The sequence below is a fragment of the Undibacterium sp. Ji42W genome (assembly GCF_049340405.1).
Classification (GTDB): Bacteria; Pseudomonadota; Gammaproteobacteria; order Burkholderiales; family Burkholderiaceae_D; genus Undibacterium.
In genome coordinates, this window is the sequence record NZ_JBMPOV010000005.1 from 41,068 (window position 1) to 56,381 (window position 15,314).

Below are 15,314 nucleotides of genomic sequence, written 5' to 3' on the forward strand. Positions count from 1 at the left end.
CATGAAGCTGCGCATTGCCACCTACAATATCCACAAGGGCGTCAGTGCATTTGGCCGCAAGGCCCGCATCCATGGTATCAAGGAAGCGATAGATTTGCTCGACGCAGACCTGGTATTTTTACAGGAAGTGCAGGGACAACATGATCTGCACGCAGAAAACCACACGCTCTGGCCGCAAGAAAGCCAGCATGATTTCCTGGCCGGACAATCCCATCAGGCGGTGTATGGCATGAATGCCGTGTATGAGCACGGCCACCATGGCAACGCCTTGCTGAGCCGCTACCCGATTGCCTCGTTCACTAACCATGATGTCTCAGACCATGCTTATGAACAGCGCGGTATCTTGCATGCCGTGGTGCAGATAGACAAGGAGCAGGTGCATTGTTTTGTGATTCATCTTGGTTTGTTTGCTGGCAGCCGCCGTCGCCAGATACAGGCACTGATAAAAACCATCAAACAAGATTTACCTGCCGATGCGCCACTGGTGATTGCCGGTGACTTCAATGACTGGAGCCAGCGCCTGAGCCAGACCCTGTACCAGGAACTGGGTGTCATCGAAGCCTTCGATGTTGAAGCACAGGGGCCAGCATCACGGTTCTCGCTCAAAGGCATGCGTAAAATATTGAACAAGGACAACAGCGGCCATGCTCGTACCTTTCCCGCTGGTTTGCCCTGGTTATGCCTGGACCGTGTGTATCTGCGCGGCTTCAAGGTGGTAGAGGCGCATGTCATGAAAGGTGCACCCTGGACCACCCTGTCCGATCATGTACCGATCACTGTCAGCCTTGAATTGCTGGACACGACAAAAAGCCCATGAGTAAGCTGCATTTCATTGAAGGCAATGATGTAGAGCTTTTGCACAGCGGTGCCCAGTTTTTCCCTGCCCTGATTAGATCCATCAACCAGGCACAGCATGAAGTGTATCTGGAGTCCTACATCTTTGCGGCTGACGAGACTGCGCAGTCCGTGCAGGCGGCACTGGTGCAAGCAGCAGCGCGTGGCATACAGGTGAGGGTGGTTATTGACTGGATAGGTAGTGACAGAAGCCATGCGATTGATTTGACGAGACATTTCAATGAGCAGGGCGCAGCTTGCCGCTGCTTTAACCCCTGGTTCAAGCGCGGCCTGGCACGCACCCATAGAAAAATCTGTGTGGTTGACAGGCAGGTCGCCATCGTCGGCGGCCTGAATATCATTGATGACTGCATTGCTGATGATGGCTCCGGCATTGCCCTGCCTTTTCCTCGCTGGGATTTTGCCGTGACAGTCACTGGCCCCCTCGTCGAGAATATCCACCTGGAAGTGGAATCACAATGGCGCAAACTGGGCAAACTGGGTTTTCGCACCCGTCTGGCATTGATGAAGAACTTGCGTGCCGATGCCAAGATCGCAGGCAAGCAAATTACTGCAGCCGCGCTGGTGGTACGCGACAATTTGCGTAACCGTAGCACCATACAACGTGCCTACATGCAGGCGCTCGGCATGGCGAGGTCACGCGCCATCCTGGTCACGCCTTATTTTGCCCCAGGCAGAAAATTTCGCCGTGCCCTGGTGTCTGCAGCCACCCGTGGCGTCGATGTGGTGCTGTTGCTCGGTGTTGGCCAGTTTGCCTTGCAGGATGCAGTGTCACAATCCTTTTACCCCAAATTACTGGCAGCCGGTGTGCGCATCGTCGAATACCGCAAGACACAATTGCACGCCAAAGTTGGGGTCATTGATGAAGACTGGGCGACGGTAGGATCCAGCAATTTTGATGGCCTCAGCCTGTTCGTCAATCACGAAGCCAATATTGTTATCCGCGACAAGACATTTACAGCAAGCCTGGCCCATGAACTGGAATTGGGTATCGCAGATGGCATAGAAATCTTTGCAGAAGATGTGCACAAAAAAGCCTGGTACAAGCGCGCCTGGTATGGCACGGCGTATCTGATTTACCGCGGCCTCATGCGCGTCGTCACCTTCGGGCATTACGGATGAAATTGCACGGTGTGGATTTCACATCAGCACCCTCACGCCGCAAAGGCATCACGATTGCCAGTGGTCAGATGCAAGGCGATATACTGCGTCTGGAATTCCTGCAAACACTCAGTGACTTCACCGCTTTTGATAACTGGCTCATGCAACCTGGCCCTTGGCTGGCCGGTTTTGATTTACCATTTTCGCTGCCGCGCGAACTGGTAGAGCATCTGCACTGGCCGACAAGCTGGCCAGACCTGATGCGCCATATGCAAACGCAGACTCGTGCGGAATTACGCCTGCAATTCAAGGCCTTTTGCGATGCACGCGCAGTTGGCAATAAATTTGCCCACAGGGCAACGGACATGCCCGCTGGATCATCACCGTCGATGAAATGGGTGAATCCTCCGGTAGCCTACATGCTGCACGCAGGATCCCCGCGCTTGCTGGACGCCGGCGTCAGCATCCCCGGCATGCACAACGGCGACCCGCAACGCATCGCCCTCGAAGCCTACCCCGGCATGGTGGCACGCAGCATCACCAAGGCCTCATATAAAAGCGATGACAAGAGCAAGCAAACACCCGCACGTCAGCAAGCGCGGGAGCTCATCGTCAGCGCTTTGGAAGCGGGAGCGACACCCTGGAAACTCAAGCTGGATTTGGGAAACTACAAAATAGAACTGATAGAAGACGGCAGCGCCGATCTGCTCGATGCCGTGCTATGCATGTTGCTGGCAGCCTGGGCCTGGCAAAGGCGGGATCAGAATTATGGCTTGCCAGAATTTGATGTGCTGGAAGGCTGGATAGTTGGGGCTGATCAGGTGGCATGAAACATAAGAGTAGGATATTTTGCATTTCAAATATGGAATCAATTTTTAATGACTCAATTGAAATTTAACCCGCATGATTTGGTTAGGGAATATGCGTACGTTTTCCTTAGAAGTGATTTGTTTGGCCCAAAATTGTTTACTTCCCCATTCCTGGATTTCGATGTATTTGTAAATCGCGCCAGGTATTTGCTGACTGTCATTGAAGATGAACATATTCTTGACATGTTTGCACATGATCATGTCGATAGCATGGCTTTAGGATTTGATGGCTCGCAATCTAGTAGAGTCGCGGCATGGATTGTTGGCTTACAAAAAAATAGAGATTTTATTGCCTGCATTGATGCAAGTATCAATGATATGGGCCCATACCATAGATCTTATGAGGTATTTTACGCAGCTGGCTTATTGTTTGAAGATCCGTCTTTACACACTCTTTACCGGCGCGCATTCGATAATTTCGAAAAAATAGAATCTGAGATTCACATAGACGAATATTGCAGAGACGATTTTTCTGGAAAGAAAAGAGCCTTGGCAATTGTTTGTCTGGAGTATATAGATCTTCGGTTTGGTACGCGTCATGCAGAATCAGTCTCTCACTTGGTAAGTGAGGCTCAGCGCAGCCGTATACTTTCTAGATTGACAAAAATATTGGATGCGTCGATCGCATTGAGGGCGGGCTTTGATTTTCAACTTAAGTCTGAGTTCATCACGAAACTAAGAGAATTTCTCGCCATTTCTACCAGTTTTATGCATCAGGCGCTGGGAGTAACGCGACCGGTTTTCTTGCGTTCTTCCAGAGCTGAGTTTGATCTCTACCGGAAATCTTCTGATGCAAGAGACGCATTTGTAAAAGAAAACGAAATTTATTTTCAACCCGGAATGACAATTTCTACTCAAAAGGGCAGAGATTTTTTAGATAGTCGATCCAGGCTTACCTTAGAAGATTTTCCTCCAATTTCAAAAGATAATCTGTTAAGGAGAGGGGTTAGAGAATATTTGAATGACAAAGATAAAAATCAGTTTCTGCTTCGAGTGTATGGTCGGGCAGCAAAGGACTTGATTGATATTTTATGTGTCCTGGAATGTGACTTGCTGCAAAAACTACCTGTTGATTTCATCGATATTTTGTTTGAAAAATTACGGGAAATAGCGCATTTCAATGCAGAAGCATTTGAGCAATATGCTTATGAACTTTTACTAAGAAGCAATCAGTATGACGAAAAAGCATCCGGTCTGCTGAAGCAAGCGGGCTTGATCAAGCAGCGCATAAAAGCACATCCCAGATATTCGGGGGTCTGGATGCCTTCAGATTGGGATGAAGGTAGCAACGAGATTGTGCAGATTCCAGGTATTTGATAAAGGTTCATGCGGACTCGCATTGAAGACTTGACGTGAGCGATTGCTTATTGCAATCAGATGCCCGGTGATTGACTTTGTGCCGTGCTATACACGTTACTGGCTACTTGGGCCTGGCAGAGGCGGGATCAGAATTATGGCTTGCCAGAATTTGATGTGCTGGAAGGCTGGATAGTTGGGGCTTGAGTAAATCTCTGTTTTGCCGTTTTAAGTTCCAGAAGATACGAAGCAACACCATAAGTAAGCCCTGCATACACCGCCAGCCTGGGATCAAAAACGGTCAGCGTAAGCGCACCGCAGACGCAGCCTGCTGCACGGTACAAAGAATCTTCACCCTGTATTTTGGCCTGTAGTGCAGATGCTATTGCCGCTACAGCCAGTATGATAGCGCTGTATGTACACCAGGCCAGGAAATGTCCCGGATTGATATCAAAGACAGATGCTGCAAATGCTTCTTCAGCAAAATTTCCCTGTTTATATAAAAAGTTAAAAAAACTGGAGAAATTAAAATTCTGGGGTGGCAGTGAATTCACATAATTTGTTGGGCAAATGATGAGCAGCGCCAGCGCAGCTTTGAATAATGAAAATAAGCCCCAGACGCTGGGTTGTTTGCTCAGCCATGCCAGACTGACAGGGTAGTTGTTTTGATTTGCTGGTGAGAACAGGTTTTTCAAACTCGTAAACGTGCCCAGGCTGGTGAACAGCATGAAAGCCAGATACACCAGATGTTGTGTGGAGTGTTTGGCGTACTGAAATTTTGCTTGTGCATATAATACGCCCAGTATCAGTGCAGCGATTGCGGCAACTATAAATCCTGCGTATTTGCTTTTTTGTGGCTTGCGCACCAGCCCCGTCCAGATATGCAGCAAAGGTGTGCACAATGCATAGGAACCAAGCATTAAGAACAGCGTGAACAGGAACTGCATGCCAAATGCACCCAGACTCAGTCCCCGTTCATAAAAGCATGTGTCCACAGCTGTGAGCAACCAGGCAAGCGGCGCAAACATGGGGGCCAGCAAATAGGCTTAAAAGGGGATTTGCTGTGTCCCGCTATCGTGGTGGTCATTCGGCATCTGTTATTAGTCTGAGCAGTTCTCGACATCGATTTTCAACTGTTCTAATTTTACAAGTTTAATTCCCTTGCAAAGAAAAACCGTAGAGTGCCCAAAGAAATCATTTAACCTGACTTCGTAGTAATGTCGGCTACCAATTTTCTGTTTCTCGATAGACATTGTAGGGGAAAATATTTTTTCCAACTGAGCTGCTTGTTGAATTGCATCTGTGAGTGCAAAACTCGCTGCCCATCGTGAAACCAATATCCGTTCAAATTTTCCCTCGTCTAGGTAATTGCGCACGAAGTGTTCGACCAGGATTGTGAATTCTGCTATGTACTTTGCAGAATAATGAGGGATAGTTTGTCGTATTGAGAATTCTGTAAAACTGCAATCGCTTAGTTTGGGATCATAGTTCAGTACTTCTTGCAAAAGTTCTCCACCATGAATGAACGTAACGCCCTCTATTGCATTTGGTAATGGCAATACGTGAATGGCTTCTTTATCGATCAAGTTGCCCGTTTCAAGTATCTCTACCACTTTCTCCATTTCCTTGGTTTTGTCATGATAGAAGTTTCCTCCCACTATAAAAAACACCCAGGACCCATGTTGTCGAAAGAGCTGGATATCTTCGAGTATGCGCTCCTGTACCTCAATTGGAGCATTCGAGAAAAAACTTGTCTCACCTGTTTTTGCAATACCTTCTTCACATACTGATATCAAAAGGGGTAATACAGGTTCCCCTTTTTTCCATAAATCTAGCCAATAGTTCATCTGCTCTTGATAGGATTCTTGAGTCATTTTTTTTCCTGATAAATTTGATGATGCAAGATCAAGTACTTTGGCTGCTTATAAGATGCCACAAGAATTCACTATATGTGTCCCCCTGCGGCAATTCATAGTCTGTCTTCAAGACTTTTCTTGTGCTGATGACTTCTTTTTTTTCTTTCGGATTAAAGCCAATTTTTTCTTCTTCGACCATGTACAGGCCAGTGCCGCGTTTTTGCCATAGCGGCAGAGTCTTGAAATTGATATCCCTGCTTTGCAGTAAAGCTTCTTTGTCGGCCAGTGACTTGCCTTCTATGAAGCTGGTGGTTTCGTTTTGCGATTTACCTTCTTTCCTGAGCTGCCAGTAGCAATGCGCATTCAGGGTATTTCTGTTGGCATCTTCATTGCGCCAGCGAAAATAATCGACGACCAGATTCTGAGAGGGTAACTAGCAGATGCGGCAATCGAAGGCGGCGACCTGACCCAGCATGAGGCTGAATTTGGCCGAGGCTTCACCTGCCAACAGGGAATTGTATTTTCTTAATTTGCGACCAAAGGCATTGATATGCAGGTCAAACAGCAAAGAATTTCATCGCTCTGGTTATAGGCATAAATGACCTTGAAGCCGCAATTCATCAGATGTTTACAGGTTTCCACCATCAGATCGCGGAACCTGATGTCAAATGGCGCTTCAAATGCACAGGTTTCTTTGGTCAGGCGAGTAAAACCGCGGCCATCCATGCGGGCGACCATATACGTCCCGATGGGGACGTAGTCGTCATGTGCCGTTTCATAGCCGCGCATGAGGTTTTCCAGTTCATCAAACTTCATTTTTTCCAATCAGTGGCAGTTAATTTGCCATCCATAAAATCGACGTAATACACGCGATCAAAGCCCTCGTCATCATCGGGGATTTCTAGTTTTTTATGCGTATCCAGTATGCCGACCTTGGGTATAAGTTCTTTGCCTTGCCGCTGGCTATTCCATGCCAGCGCTCTATCGAGATCAGTCTTGAAGTAATACGCAATCACTGGCCATTGCCTGGCCTTGATCTGTTCCAGATAGCTAGCCTGGATTTTTCTTGTTGGATTGGTGTTGTCAATGACAAACGGCATGCCGGAGTCAAAACAAAAATCCAGCAGGCGTTGCTGGCGGTTTTTGGTTTTCAGCAAATCATTGCTGATACGCAGATGGCTATTGAAAAAGTGTTCTTTGTAAAAAGAAGATTTACCACTGGCCTGTAATCCTATGAAGATGATGGCTTCCATTTGTCTGCATGCGAGTCCGTTTGGCCTGCATTGTGACACAGGCCAGTGCTTCAGCCCACCCGCGTGGCTGCCTTGATGCCATCAGTGATAAAGCGCAGCAGATAAGGTGCCGCCAGGTCAGCCTGTCTGGCCGGGCACAAGCCGTCAGACAGGCGCTCTATGCGGGTATCTACCACATGGTGCAATAGGGCACCAAGAGCGAACTGATAACTCCAGTAGACGCTGTCAGCGGTGGCATGGGGCAGGGCATCGTGCAGGGCGGCGATGAATTCGCGTGCCATGGGGTCGTAGAATTCTCGTGTGATGCGCTCGCTGGCCTCATGCTGGTCAATGACACCGCGCATGACCATGCGTGAAAAGTTTGCGCCTTCGGCTTTTTCATTGAGTTTTAATACCGGTAACACAAAGGCGGCGATGATGGCTTCAAGTGTCGTGCCGGGTGCACTATGCGTGCGAGCGTGGCGCAAGCCATTCAGCCGTTCGGCGATATAGCCGCTGTGATGTTCATAGATGGCGTGATACAACTCATTCTTTGCACCAAAATAATAACCAATCAGGGCGATGGGTACATTAGCCTCGTGGGCGATGTCACGTATGGACACGCCTTCATAGCTTTGGGCGGCAAAGCATTTCTCTGCGGCAATGAGAATTGCGCGTTTTTTTCCACTTAGTTCTTCAACAGAGCTCATGAGCTGATCCGACCAAATTGGGGAAGCATGTGAATGTCAATAAATTAATACAAACTTTGCCGAATTGTACGGTCGTTCAGTTTATTGTCTATGCGCACTGCAACATAGCTCAACTTAATGGCACGCTTTGTTGTATGCACAAACATTGGGCAAAAATGCCTTGTATTTGCCTGACAGCTGCCATACATTGCATCAAAATAGAATGAACGTATTTTTTAGGGCCATACTGGATAGTCGTGGCCTATATCCCTGTAAAGAAAAGCGACATCCTTCATGAGTGACACCACCCGTATCGATAAATGGCTATGGGCAGCCAGATTCTTTAAAACCCGCAGCCTGGCAACCAATGCCGTAGAGCTGGGCCGCGCTTTGCAAAATGAACAGCGCGTCAAGCCTGCCCATAACGTAAAAGTTGGCGACCTGATTGAGGTGCAGCAGGCTGAGCAGGTATGGCAGGTCAGGGTATTGCGCATACTGGAAACCCGTAGCTCGGCGACCATCGCCCAGACCATGTATGAGGAAACCGCTGAGAGTGCTGCAAAACGCGCCAAAGTGGCAGAAGACAGAAAGTATTTCCGTGAACCGACAGCGAAGCTGACAACCAGACCAACCAAGCGCGACAGAAGACAGCTGGACCAGACGCATAATCATGAATAAGCCAGGAATGAGCCAGGACTAAGCAGAAAACAAAAAAACGAAAGCGCAGGAGGCAAAGCAATCAGGACTTACGCAAAATTGTCCCAGCAAGAGCTAGGCTCGAGGAAACTGTCCTTCAAGGGCAGTTCGTTACGTTGGCAGACAACATGTTGTCTGAATTCCCAAACCACCGCAGCGACGAAGACGGTACTTTAGTACCTAATTTGATAAATGCGGGCGCTGTAACGCAGCTTGGGCGGTTTTGCGTAAGTCCTGATATAGATACTCTCCTCTAAAGACGCAATCTGGTTTGACTTTTAAGGCGCTGTGCATAATAGTACGAGCGTTCGATAAATTCATTTGTTTGCATCATTTTTTGCTTCACTCATATGTTTCGCTGCGGGCAGACATGAATCTTTTCAACACAATCAATGTAATATGAATATGACATCAAAATTCATGCGCAAGGGGGAACTGACCCGCGCCGCCATTCTCGACGTAGCCCTGGACGCTGCCAGCCGGGATGGCATCGAGGGGCTGACCATAGGTTTGCTGGCCGACAAGATGAACATGAGCAAGTCTGGCGTGTTCGCCCATTTCGGTTCGCGTGAAGATTTACAGATCGAAGTGCTGAAGCTGTACCACCATCATTTCGAGCAAGAGGTGTTTTATCCAAGCATGAAAGAAGAACGTGGCTTGCCGCGTTTGCAGTCCATGTTTGCCTTATGGGTCAAGCGCGTCACGGTAGAGATTGCATCGGGCTGTATCTACATTAGCGGTGCGGCTGAATACGATGACAGGGCAGGGCCCATCAGGGATGAACTGGTCGGCATGGTCCATGCGTGGCAGGGTGCCTTGCACCGCGCCGCAGCACAGGCGATACAACTGGGCCACTTGCGTGAGGATGTCGAACCTGAACAGATTGTGTATGAGATGTATGGCCTCATATTAGCCCTGCACCATGATGCGCGCTTTTTGCGCAAGCCGGGCAGTGTAGGTCGTGCCGAAGTCGGATTTGAACGAATGATCGAGTATTACGCGCCGGTACAGGCCACAGCCTGAATTAGCGCCGCCGTAAAAATTTAGTATCCACATTTACCGTTTTAACTTTGCCGTCAGGAGAAAATCATGGGTCAATATATCGCTCCATTGCGTGATATGCAGTTCGTGTTGCATGAGCTGTTGAATGTAGAAGAAGAATTGAAACAGCTGCCTAAGCATGCTGATGTTGATGGCGACATCATCAACCAGATTTTGGAAGAAGGCGGCAAGTTCACTGCCAATGTATTGTTCCCACTGAATCACTCCGGTGACCGCGAAGGCTGCCACCACGACAAGACCAACCACACAGTCACCACACCAAAAGGCTTTAAAGAAGCTTACAAACAATATGTGGAAGCTGGTTGGCCTGCATTGTCTTGCGACCCGGAATTCGGTGGACAGGGCTTGCCACTGGTGGTCAACAATTCTTTCTATGAAATGTTGAATTCATCCAACCAGGCATGGTCGATGTATCCGGGTTTGTCCCATGGTGCCTATGAATGTATCCATGAGCACGGCACACCAGAACAAAAATCCCTGTACCTGCCCAAGCTGATCTCTGGCGACTGGACTGGCACTATGTGCTTGACCGAGCCACATTGCGGCACTGACCTGGGCATGCTGCGTTCCAAAGCCGAGCCACAGGCTGATGGCAGCTACAAAATCACAGGTGCAAAGATTTTCATCTCTGCCGGTGAACATGATATGGCTGAAAATATTATCCATCTGGTGCTGGCACGTTTGCCGGGCGCACCAGAAGGCTCGAAAGGTATTTCCCTCTTCATCGTTCCTAAATTCCTGTCGAATGCAGATGGCAGCATCGGTGAACGCAATCCTATTTTCTGCGGCGCGATCGAAGAAAAAATGGGCATCCACGGCAATTCCACTTGCCAGATGAACCTGGATGGCGCAACTGGCTGGCTCATCGGTGGCCCGCATAAAGGTTTGAACGCGATGTTCGTGTTCATGAATGCCGCACGTCTGGGCGTGGGCATGCAAGGCTTGGGCCTGACTGAAGTCGCTTATCAAAATGCCCTGGTCTACGCTAAAGACCGCATCCAGATGCGCAGCCTGTCTGGTCCTAAAGCACCGGACAAGCCAGCTGACCCTATCATCGTTCATGCTGACGTACGCCGCATGCTGTTGACAGCTAAAGCCTATGCTGAAGGCGCACGCGCATTCTGTTCCTACGTTGCCCTGCAACTGGATAAAGAATTCAACCATCCTGACGAACAAGTCCGTAAGGATTGCGCTGACGAAGTCGCCTTGCTGACCCCAGTCATCAAAGCCTTCATCACGGACAATGCATGGACTGCAACGTCTGAATGTCTGCAAGTCTACGGCGGCCACGGCTTTATCGCTGAATGGGGCATGGAGCAGTATGTACGTGACGCCCGTATCAACATGATTTATGAAGGCACGAATACGATTCAGTCCCTGGATTTGCTGGGTCGTAAAATCCTGATGGACAACGGCGCAAAACTGCGCAAGTTTGGTGCCAAGGTACAGGCTTTTGTTGAAGCCAATGGCACCAACGAAGCACTGGCAGAATTCATCACACCTTTGGCTGAGCTGGGCGACAAAGTCACCAAGCTGACCATGGAAATCGGCATGAAAGCCTTCCAGAATCCAGATGAAGTCGGTGCTGCTGCGGTACCTTACCTGCGCGTAGTCGGTCATCTGGTGTACAGCTATTTCTTTGCACAAATGGCAAAAATCGCTCTTGAAAAACAAGATTCTGGCGACAAGTTCTATGTCTCCAAACTGGCAACGGCACGTTTCTATTTTGCCCGCCTGTACCCGGAAACAGCGATGCTGATCCGTCAGGCACGTTCTGGCTCTGCCAACCTGTTGTCACTCGAAGCTGACTTGTTCTAATCAAACATTCGCGCCATCCCATGTGGATGGGCTGGCGCGAAACTCTTGAGGTTAAAAATGACCAATTTCATCGTTAAAAAAGTCGCCGTTCTGGGCGCTGGCGTGATGGGTGCGCAAATCGCCGCCCACTGCATCAATGCAAAAGTGCCTGTCGTCCTGTTTGATCTGCCAGCCAAGGAAGGCCCTAAGAACGGCATCGTCCTGCGTGCTATCGAGAACCTGAAAAAGTTGAATCCTGCGCCACTGGGCAACAAAGATGACGCAGCCCTGATCCAAGTCGCCAATTACGAGGACAACCTCGACGTGCTGGCCGGTTGCGACCTGATCATCGAAGCCATTGCAGAACGCATGGACTGGAAACATGATCTGTACAAAAAAGTGTCCCCGCACATTGCACCAAATGCGATTTTTGCATCCAATACTTCCGGCCTGTCCATCACAGCCCTGTCTGATGGCTTTGATGCAGAGCTGAAAGCCCGTTTCTGCGGCGTGCATTTCTTCAACCCACCGCGCTATATGCACCTGGTGGAATTGATCCCTACCGTTGCGACCCGTCCAGAAATCATCGACCAGCTCGAAGGCTTCCTGACAACGACACTGGGCAAAGGCGTCGTCCGCGCCAAAGACACACCTAACTTCATCGCCAACCGCGTCGGTATTTTCGGCATGCTGGCAACGATTTATGAAGCAGAAAAATTTGGTCTGACTGTCGATGTCGTCGATGACTTGACAGGCAAAAAACTGGGCCGTGCTTCTTCCGGTACTTTCCGTACTGCTGACGTCGTTGGTCTCGATACCATGGGCCATGTCATCAAGACCATGCAAGACAATCTGTCGGATGATCCTTTCTTTGCTGTCTACAAAACTCCTGAAGTGCTGGCCAAACTGGTTGCTGCAGGTGCATTGGGGCAAAAATCCGGTGCAGGCTTTTACAAAAAAGTTGGCAAGGATATCCAGCGCCTGGACTTCGCTACCGCACAATATGTGACAGGCGGCGCCAAGGCTGACGACGTTGTCGCCCGTATGCTCAAAGAAAAAGACCCGGTCAAGAAAATGAAGACCCTGCGTGAATCGACCAATGTACAGGCACAGTTCCTGTGGGCGATTTTCCGTGATGCCTTCCATTATATCGCCGTGCATGGCGCAACGATAGCCGACAATGCACGCGACATCGACTTTGCGATGCGCTGGGGCTTTGGCTGGAATGTAGGCCCGTTCGAAACTTGGCAGGCATCTGGCTGGCAAGAAGTGGCTGGCTGGGTCAAGGAAGATATTGATGCAGGCAAGGCGCTGTGCAATGCACCGTTGCCAGCATGGGTATTTGATGGCCGCACGGGCGTGCATACTGCCGAAGGTTCCTGGTCGCCAGCGAGCAGCACTTACGTGCCACGTTCCACATTGGCTGTGTACGACCGTCAAGCCTTCCGTGCACCAGTACTGGGTACAGGCGTGGCAACTGGCGCAACTGCCGGCACGACTTTCTTTGAAGATGAATCTGTCCGTATCTGGCATCAGAATGACGACGTACTGGTCCTGTCACTGAAAACCAAGATGCATGTGATTGGCCCAGGCGTGATCGAAGGCATGGAAAAAGCCATTGCTGAAGCCGAGAAGAACTTCAAGGGTCTGGTTATCTGGAGTGCAGATGCAGCGGATGGCGGTGCCTTCTCTGCCGGCGCTGACTTGCAAGCCATGCTGCCTTTGTTCATGTCCGGTGGTGTCAAAGCAATCGAGCCAGCGATCTCCCGCCTGCAAAATGTGCATCAGGCTTTGAAATACGCGAACATTCCTGTGGTTGCGGCTGTTTCTGGCCTGGCACTGGGTGGTGGTTGCGAATTGATGATGCACACAGCCAAACGTGTGGCATCCATCGAGTCTTACATCGGTCTGGTAGAAGTTGGCGTAGGCCTGGTTCCTGGCGGTGGTGGTTTGAAAGAAGCAGCAGTACGTGCAGCGGCAGATGCCAAAGGCACAGATTTGCTGCAATTCCTGAAAAACTACTTCACCAATGCAGCCACAGCCGCGGTATCCAAGTCTGCGCTGGAAGCACAGAAGATGGGTTATTTGTCTGCGGATGATGTCATCGTCTTCAACCCTTATGAATTGTTGCACGTTGCCAAAGTTGAGGCACGCGCCATGTTTGATGCCGGTTACCGCGCACCGATGCGCAAACTGGTGCCAGTCACTGGCCGCCATGGGATCGCCACAATTGCGGCACAACTGATCAATATGCGTGATGGCGGGTTCATCTCTGCACATGATTTCAAACTGGGCAAAATGATTGCCGAAGTGGTCAGCGGTGGCGACATCGATAATGGCAGCCTGGTCAGCGAACAATGGTTGCTCGACATGGAGCGCAAAGCGTTTATGGAATTGCTGAATCATCCAAAAACACAAGAGCGCATTATGGGCATGATGCAAACTGGCAAGCCAGTCCGTAACTAAATAGAAAGGCTTACAGACCAAAAACCCTTGGACACCGAGACACGGAGACACAGAGATGGCACAGAGAACACCCTGTTGTTTTGAATTTCTCCGTTTTTCCTCTGTGTCTCTGTGCCTCTGTGGTGAGAGGTTTTTGAAGAGTGAGCCTGAGCTGACCTTAACGAATTGAGGTAATCAAAAATGACTAAACAACTCCAAGACGCCTACATCGTCTCTGCTACCCGTACCCCGATCGGCAAATCTGGTCGTGGCATGTTCCGTAACACCCGCCCTGATGACTTGCTGGTGCGCGTACTGCAATCTGCTTTTGCACAAGTGCCTAATCTTGATCCTAAACTGGCGGAAGATGCGATCATCGGTTGCTCTTTCCCTGAAGGCCCGCAAGGCCTGAACCTGGCGCGTATGGGCATCTTGCTGGCAGGTTTACCTAACAGCATCGGTGGCGTCACCATCAACCGCTATTGCGCATCCGGCATCACTGCTGTTGCGATGGCGGCAGACCGCATCCGCGTCGGCCAGGCTGACGTGATGATCGCTGGCGGTGTTGAATCCATGTCCATGGTCCCTATGATGGGTAATAATCCATCGATGAACATGGCTATCCTGAAAGACGAAAACGTAGGCATGGCCTACGGCATGGGCCTGACAGCAGAAAAAGTGGCCCAGCAATGGAAAGTATCCCGTGAAGCTCAAGATGCGTTTGCCCTGCAATCGCACCAACGTGCCATCGCTGCGCAAAACGCTGGTTATTTCGATGCTGAGACTACTTCTGTCGATATCATCGACCGTGTGCCTAACCTGGCAACGGGCGAAATCGAACTGAAAACCCGTACCGTTAGCCGTGATGAAGGTGCACGTCCAGATACCTCCATCGAAGGCCTGGCAAAACTGAAACCCGTATTCGCCGCCAAAGGCAGCGTTACTGCAGGTAACAGCTCACAAACTTCTGACGGTGCTGGTGCCCTGATCCTCGTCAGCGAAAAAATCCTGAAAGAATTCAACCTGACGCCACTGGCACGTTTTGCTTCTTTCGCAGTACGCGGCGTACCACCAGAAATCATGGGTATCGGTCCTAAAGAAGCCATCCCGGCAGCATGCCGTGCCGCTGGCATCACGCAAGACCAGATCGACTGGTTTGAATTGAATGAAGCCTTTGCAGCACAATCCCTGGCCGTGGTACAAGACCTGGGCCTGGACCCATCCAAGGTCAACCCTATGGGCGGCGCGATTGCCCTGGGCCATCCACTGGGTGCAACTGGCGCGATCCGTTCTGCAACGACTATCCATGCCCTGCATCGCAACAACCTCAAATACGGCATGGTCACCATGTGCGTAGGTACAGGTATGGGCGCTGCCGGTATTTTTGAACGCATGTAATTCTTCGTGTTTGCCTGA

Annotated in this window: 15 protein-coding genes; 9 read left to right on the forward strand and 6 right to left on the reverse strand. The window is 49.9% G+C overall.

The features are described 5' to 3' along the window. Window position 1 precedes the first annotated feature (1 nt). Genes ACO0LG_RS12230 through ACO0LG_RS12245 form a run of 4 tightly spaced genes read left to right on the forward strand, consistent with a single transcriptional unit; the run spans window position 2 to window position 4,142 of the window. The gene (locus tag ACO0LG_RS12230; RefSeq protein ID WP_423026661.1) at window positions 2–817 is read left to right on the forward strand and encodes an endonuclease/exonuclease/phosphatase family protein; all 816 of its coding nucleotides are present in this window, start codon (window positions 2–4) and stop codon (window positions 815–817) included. Further along, complete coding sequence (locus tag ACO0LG_RS12235; protein WP_423026663.1) at window positions 814–1,977, forward strand: phospholipase D-like domain-containing protein; 1,164 nt, start codon at window positions 814–816, stop codon at window positions 1,975–1,977. The genes ACO0LG_RS12230 and ACO0LG_RS12235 overlap by 4 nt, the downstream gene beginning before the upstream one ends. Further along, a complete protein-coding gene (locus ACO0LG_RS12240; RefSeq protein WP_423026665.1) occupies window positions 1,974–2,786 on the forward strand; it encodes a DUF429 domain-containing protein in 813 nt (270 codons plus the stop codon). Before ACO0LG_RS12235 ends, ACO0LG_RS12240 begins: the two co-directional genes overlap by 4 nt. A 48-nt stretch (window positions 2,787–2,834) precedes the next feature. Then, window positions 2,835–4,142 carry a hypothetical protein gene (locus ACO0LG_RS12245; protein WP_423026667.1) on the forward strand — a complete coding sequence of 436 codons (1,308 nt, stop codon included), beginning with the start codon at window positions 2,835–2,837 and terminating at the stop codon, window positions 4,140–4,142. A 134-nt stretch (window positions 4,143–4,276) separates the two neighbouring features. On the opposite strand, the gene ACO0LG_RS12250 is transcribed toward ACO0LG_RS12245, so the two are convergent. The 6 genes from ACO0LG_RS12250 to ACO0LG_RS12275 form a co-directional block, all read right to left on the reverse strand. After that, window positions 4,277–5,149, reverse strand: a complete 873-nt coding sequence (locus ACO0LG_RS12250) for a hypothetical protein (protein WP_423026669.1) — start codon at window positions 5,147–5,149, stop codon at window positions 4,277–4,279. A 72-nt stretch (window positions 5,150–5,221) separates the two neighbouring features. After that, complete coding sequence (locus tag ACO0LG_RS12255) at window positions 5,222–5,995, reverse strand: hypothetical protein (RefSeq protein WP_423026671.1); 774 nt, start codon at window positions 5,993–5,995, stop codon at window positions 5,222–5,224. A 31-nt stretch (window positions 5,996–6,026) separates the two neighbouring features. Continuing rightward, the gene (locus tag ACO0LG_RS12260) at window positions 6,027–6,395 is read right to left on the reverse strand and encodes a hypothetical protein (RefSeq protein WP_423027251.1); all 369 of its coding nucleotides are present in this window, start codon (window positions 6,393–6,395) and stop codon (window positions 6,027–6,029) included. A 107-nt stretch (window positions 6,396–6,502) separates the two neighbouring features. Then, window positions 6,503–6,793: a tRNA(His) guanylyltransferase Thg1 family protein gene (locus ACO0LG_RS12265; RefSeq protein ID WP_423026673.1), complete on the reverse strand. Its 291-nt coding sequence runs from the start codon at window positions 6,791–6,793 to the stop codon at window positions 6,503–6,505. Beyond that, window positions 6,790–7,230: an AAA family ATPase gene (locus tag ACO0LG_RS12270; protein WP_423026675.1), complete on the reverse strand. Its 441-nt coding sequence runs from the start codon at window positions 7,228–7,230 to the stop codon at window positions 6,790–6,792. The genes ACO0LG_RS12265 and ACO0LG_RS12270 overlap by 4 nt, the downstream gene beginning before the upstream one ends. A 50-nt stretch (window positions 7,231–7,280) precedes the next feature. After that, entirely contained in the window at window positions 7,281–7,919 is a 639-nt protein-coding gene (locus tag ACO0LG_RS12275; protein ID WP_423026677.1) for a TetR/AcrR family transcriptional regulator, read from the reverse strand. A 273-nt stretch (window positions 7,920–8,192) separates the two neighbouring features. Between ACO0LG_RS12275 and ACO0LG_RS12280 the strand changes: the two genes are divergently transcribed. From ACO0LG_RS12280 to ACO0LG_RS12300, 5 genes are all read left to right on the forward strand, one after another. Next, window positions 8,193–8,576, forward strand: coding sequence for an RNA-binding S4 domain-containing protein (locus tag ACO0LG_RS12280; protein ID WP_423026679.1), 384 nt, complete (start codon window positions 8,193–8,195; stop codon window positions 8,574–8,576). Window positions 8,577–9,014: 438 nt separating this feature from the next. Beyond that, entirely contained in the window at window positions 9,015–9,617 is a 603-nt protein-coding gene (locus tag ACO0LG_RS12285) for a TetR/AcrR family transcriptional regulator (RefSeq protein WP_423027253.1), read from the forward strand. Between the two features lie 66 nt (window positions 9,618–9,683). Then, window positions 9,684–11,474 carry an acyl-CoA dehydrogenase C-terminal domain-containing protein gene (locus ACO0LG_RS12290; RefSeq protein WP_423026681.1) on the forward strand — a complete coding sequence of 597 codons (1,791 nt, stop codon included), beginning with the start codon at window positions 9,684–9,686 and terminating at the stop codon, window positions 11,472–11,474. Between the two features lie 57 nt (window positions 11,475–11,531). Beyond that, on the forward strand, window positions 11,532–13,919 hold the full coding sequence (locus tag ACO0LG_RS12295; protein WP_423026683.1) for a 3-hydroxyacyl-CoA dehydrogenase/enoyl-CoA hydratase family protein: 2,388 nt from the start codon (window positions 11,532–11,534) through the stop codon (window positions 13,917–13,919). A gap of 180 nt (window positions 13,920–14,099) precedes the next feature. Then, window positions 14,100–15,296, forward strand: coding sequence for an acetyl-CoA C-acyltransferase (locus ACO0LG_RS12300; RefSeq protein ID WP_423026685.1), 1,197 nt, complete (start codon window positions 14,100–14,102; stop codon window positions 15,294–15,296). Window positions 15,297–15,314: the final 18 nt, after the last annotated feature.

Coding starts and splice junctions, on each gene's coding strand:
- ACO0LG_RS12230 (WP_423026661.1), top strand. CDS start 2: ATGAAGCTGCGCATTGCCACCTACAATATCCACAAGGGCGTCAGTGCA.
- ACO0LG_RS12235 (WP_423026663.1), top strand. CDS start 814: ATGAGTAAGCTGCATTTCATTGAAGGCAATGATGTAGAGCTTTTGCAC.
- ACO0LG_RS12240 (WP_423026665.1), top strand. CDS start 1,974: ATGAAATTGCACGGTGTGGATTTCACATCAGCACCCTCACGCCGCAAA.
- ACO0LG_RS12245 (WP_423026667.1), top strand. CDS start 2,835: ATGACTCAATTGAAATTTAACCCGCATGATTTGGTTAGGGAATATGCG.
- ACO0LG_RS12250 (WP_423026669.1), bottom strand. CDS start 5,149: ATGTTTGCGCCGCTTGCCTGGTTGCTCACAGCTGTGGACACATGCTTT.
- ACO0LG_RS12255 (WP_423026671.1), bottom strand. CDS start 5,995: ATGACTCAAGAATCCTATCAAGAGCAGATGAACTATTGGCTAGATTTA.
- ACO0LG_RS12265 (WP_423026673.1), bottom strand. CDS start 6,793: ATGAAGTTTGATGAACTGGAAAACCTCATGCGCGGCTATGAAACGGCA.
- ACO0LG_RS12270 (WP_423026675.1), bottom strand. CDS start 7,230: ATGGAAGCCATCATCTTCATAGGATTACAGGCCAGTGGTAAATCTTCT.
- ACO0LG_RS12275 (WP_423026677.1), bottom strand. CDS start 7,919: ATGAGCTCTGTTGAAGAACTAAGTGGAAAAAAACGCGCAATTCTCATT.
- ACO0LG_RS12280 (WP_423026679.1), top strand. CDS start 8,193: ATGAGTGACACCACCCGTATCGATAAATGGCTATGGGCAGCCAGATTC.
- ACO0LG_RS12285 (WP_423027253.1), top strand. CDS start 9,015: ATGCGCAAGGGGGAACTGACCCGCGCCGCCATTCTCGACGTAGCCCTG.
- ACO0LG_RS12290 (WP_423026681.1), top strand. CDS start 9,684: ATGGGTCAATATATCGCTCCATTGCGTGATATGCAGTTCGTGTTGCAT.
- ACO0LG_RS12295 (WP_423026683.1), top strand. CDS start 11,532: ATGACCAATTTCATCGTTAAAAAAGTCGCCGTTCTGGGCGCTGGCGTG.
- ACO0LG_RS12300 (WP_423026685.1), top strand. CDS start 14,100: ATGACTAAACAACTCCAAGACGCCTACATCGTCTCTGCTACCCGTACC.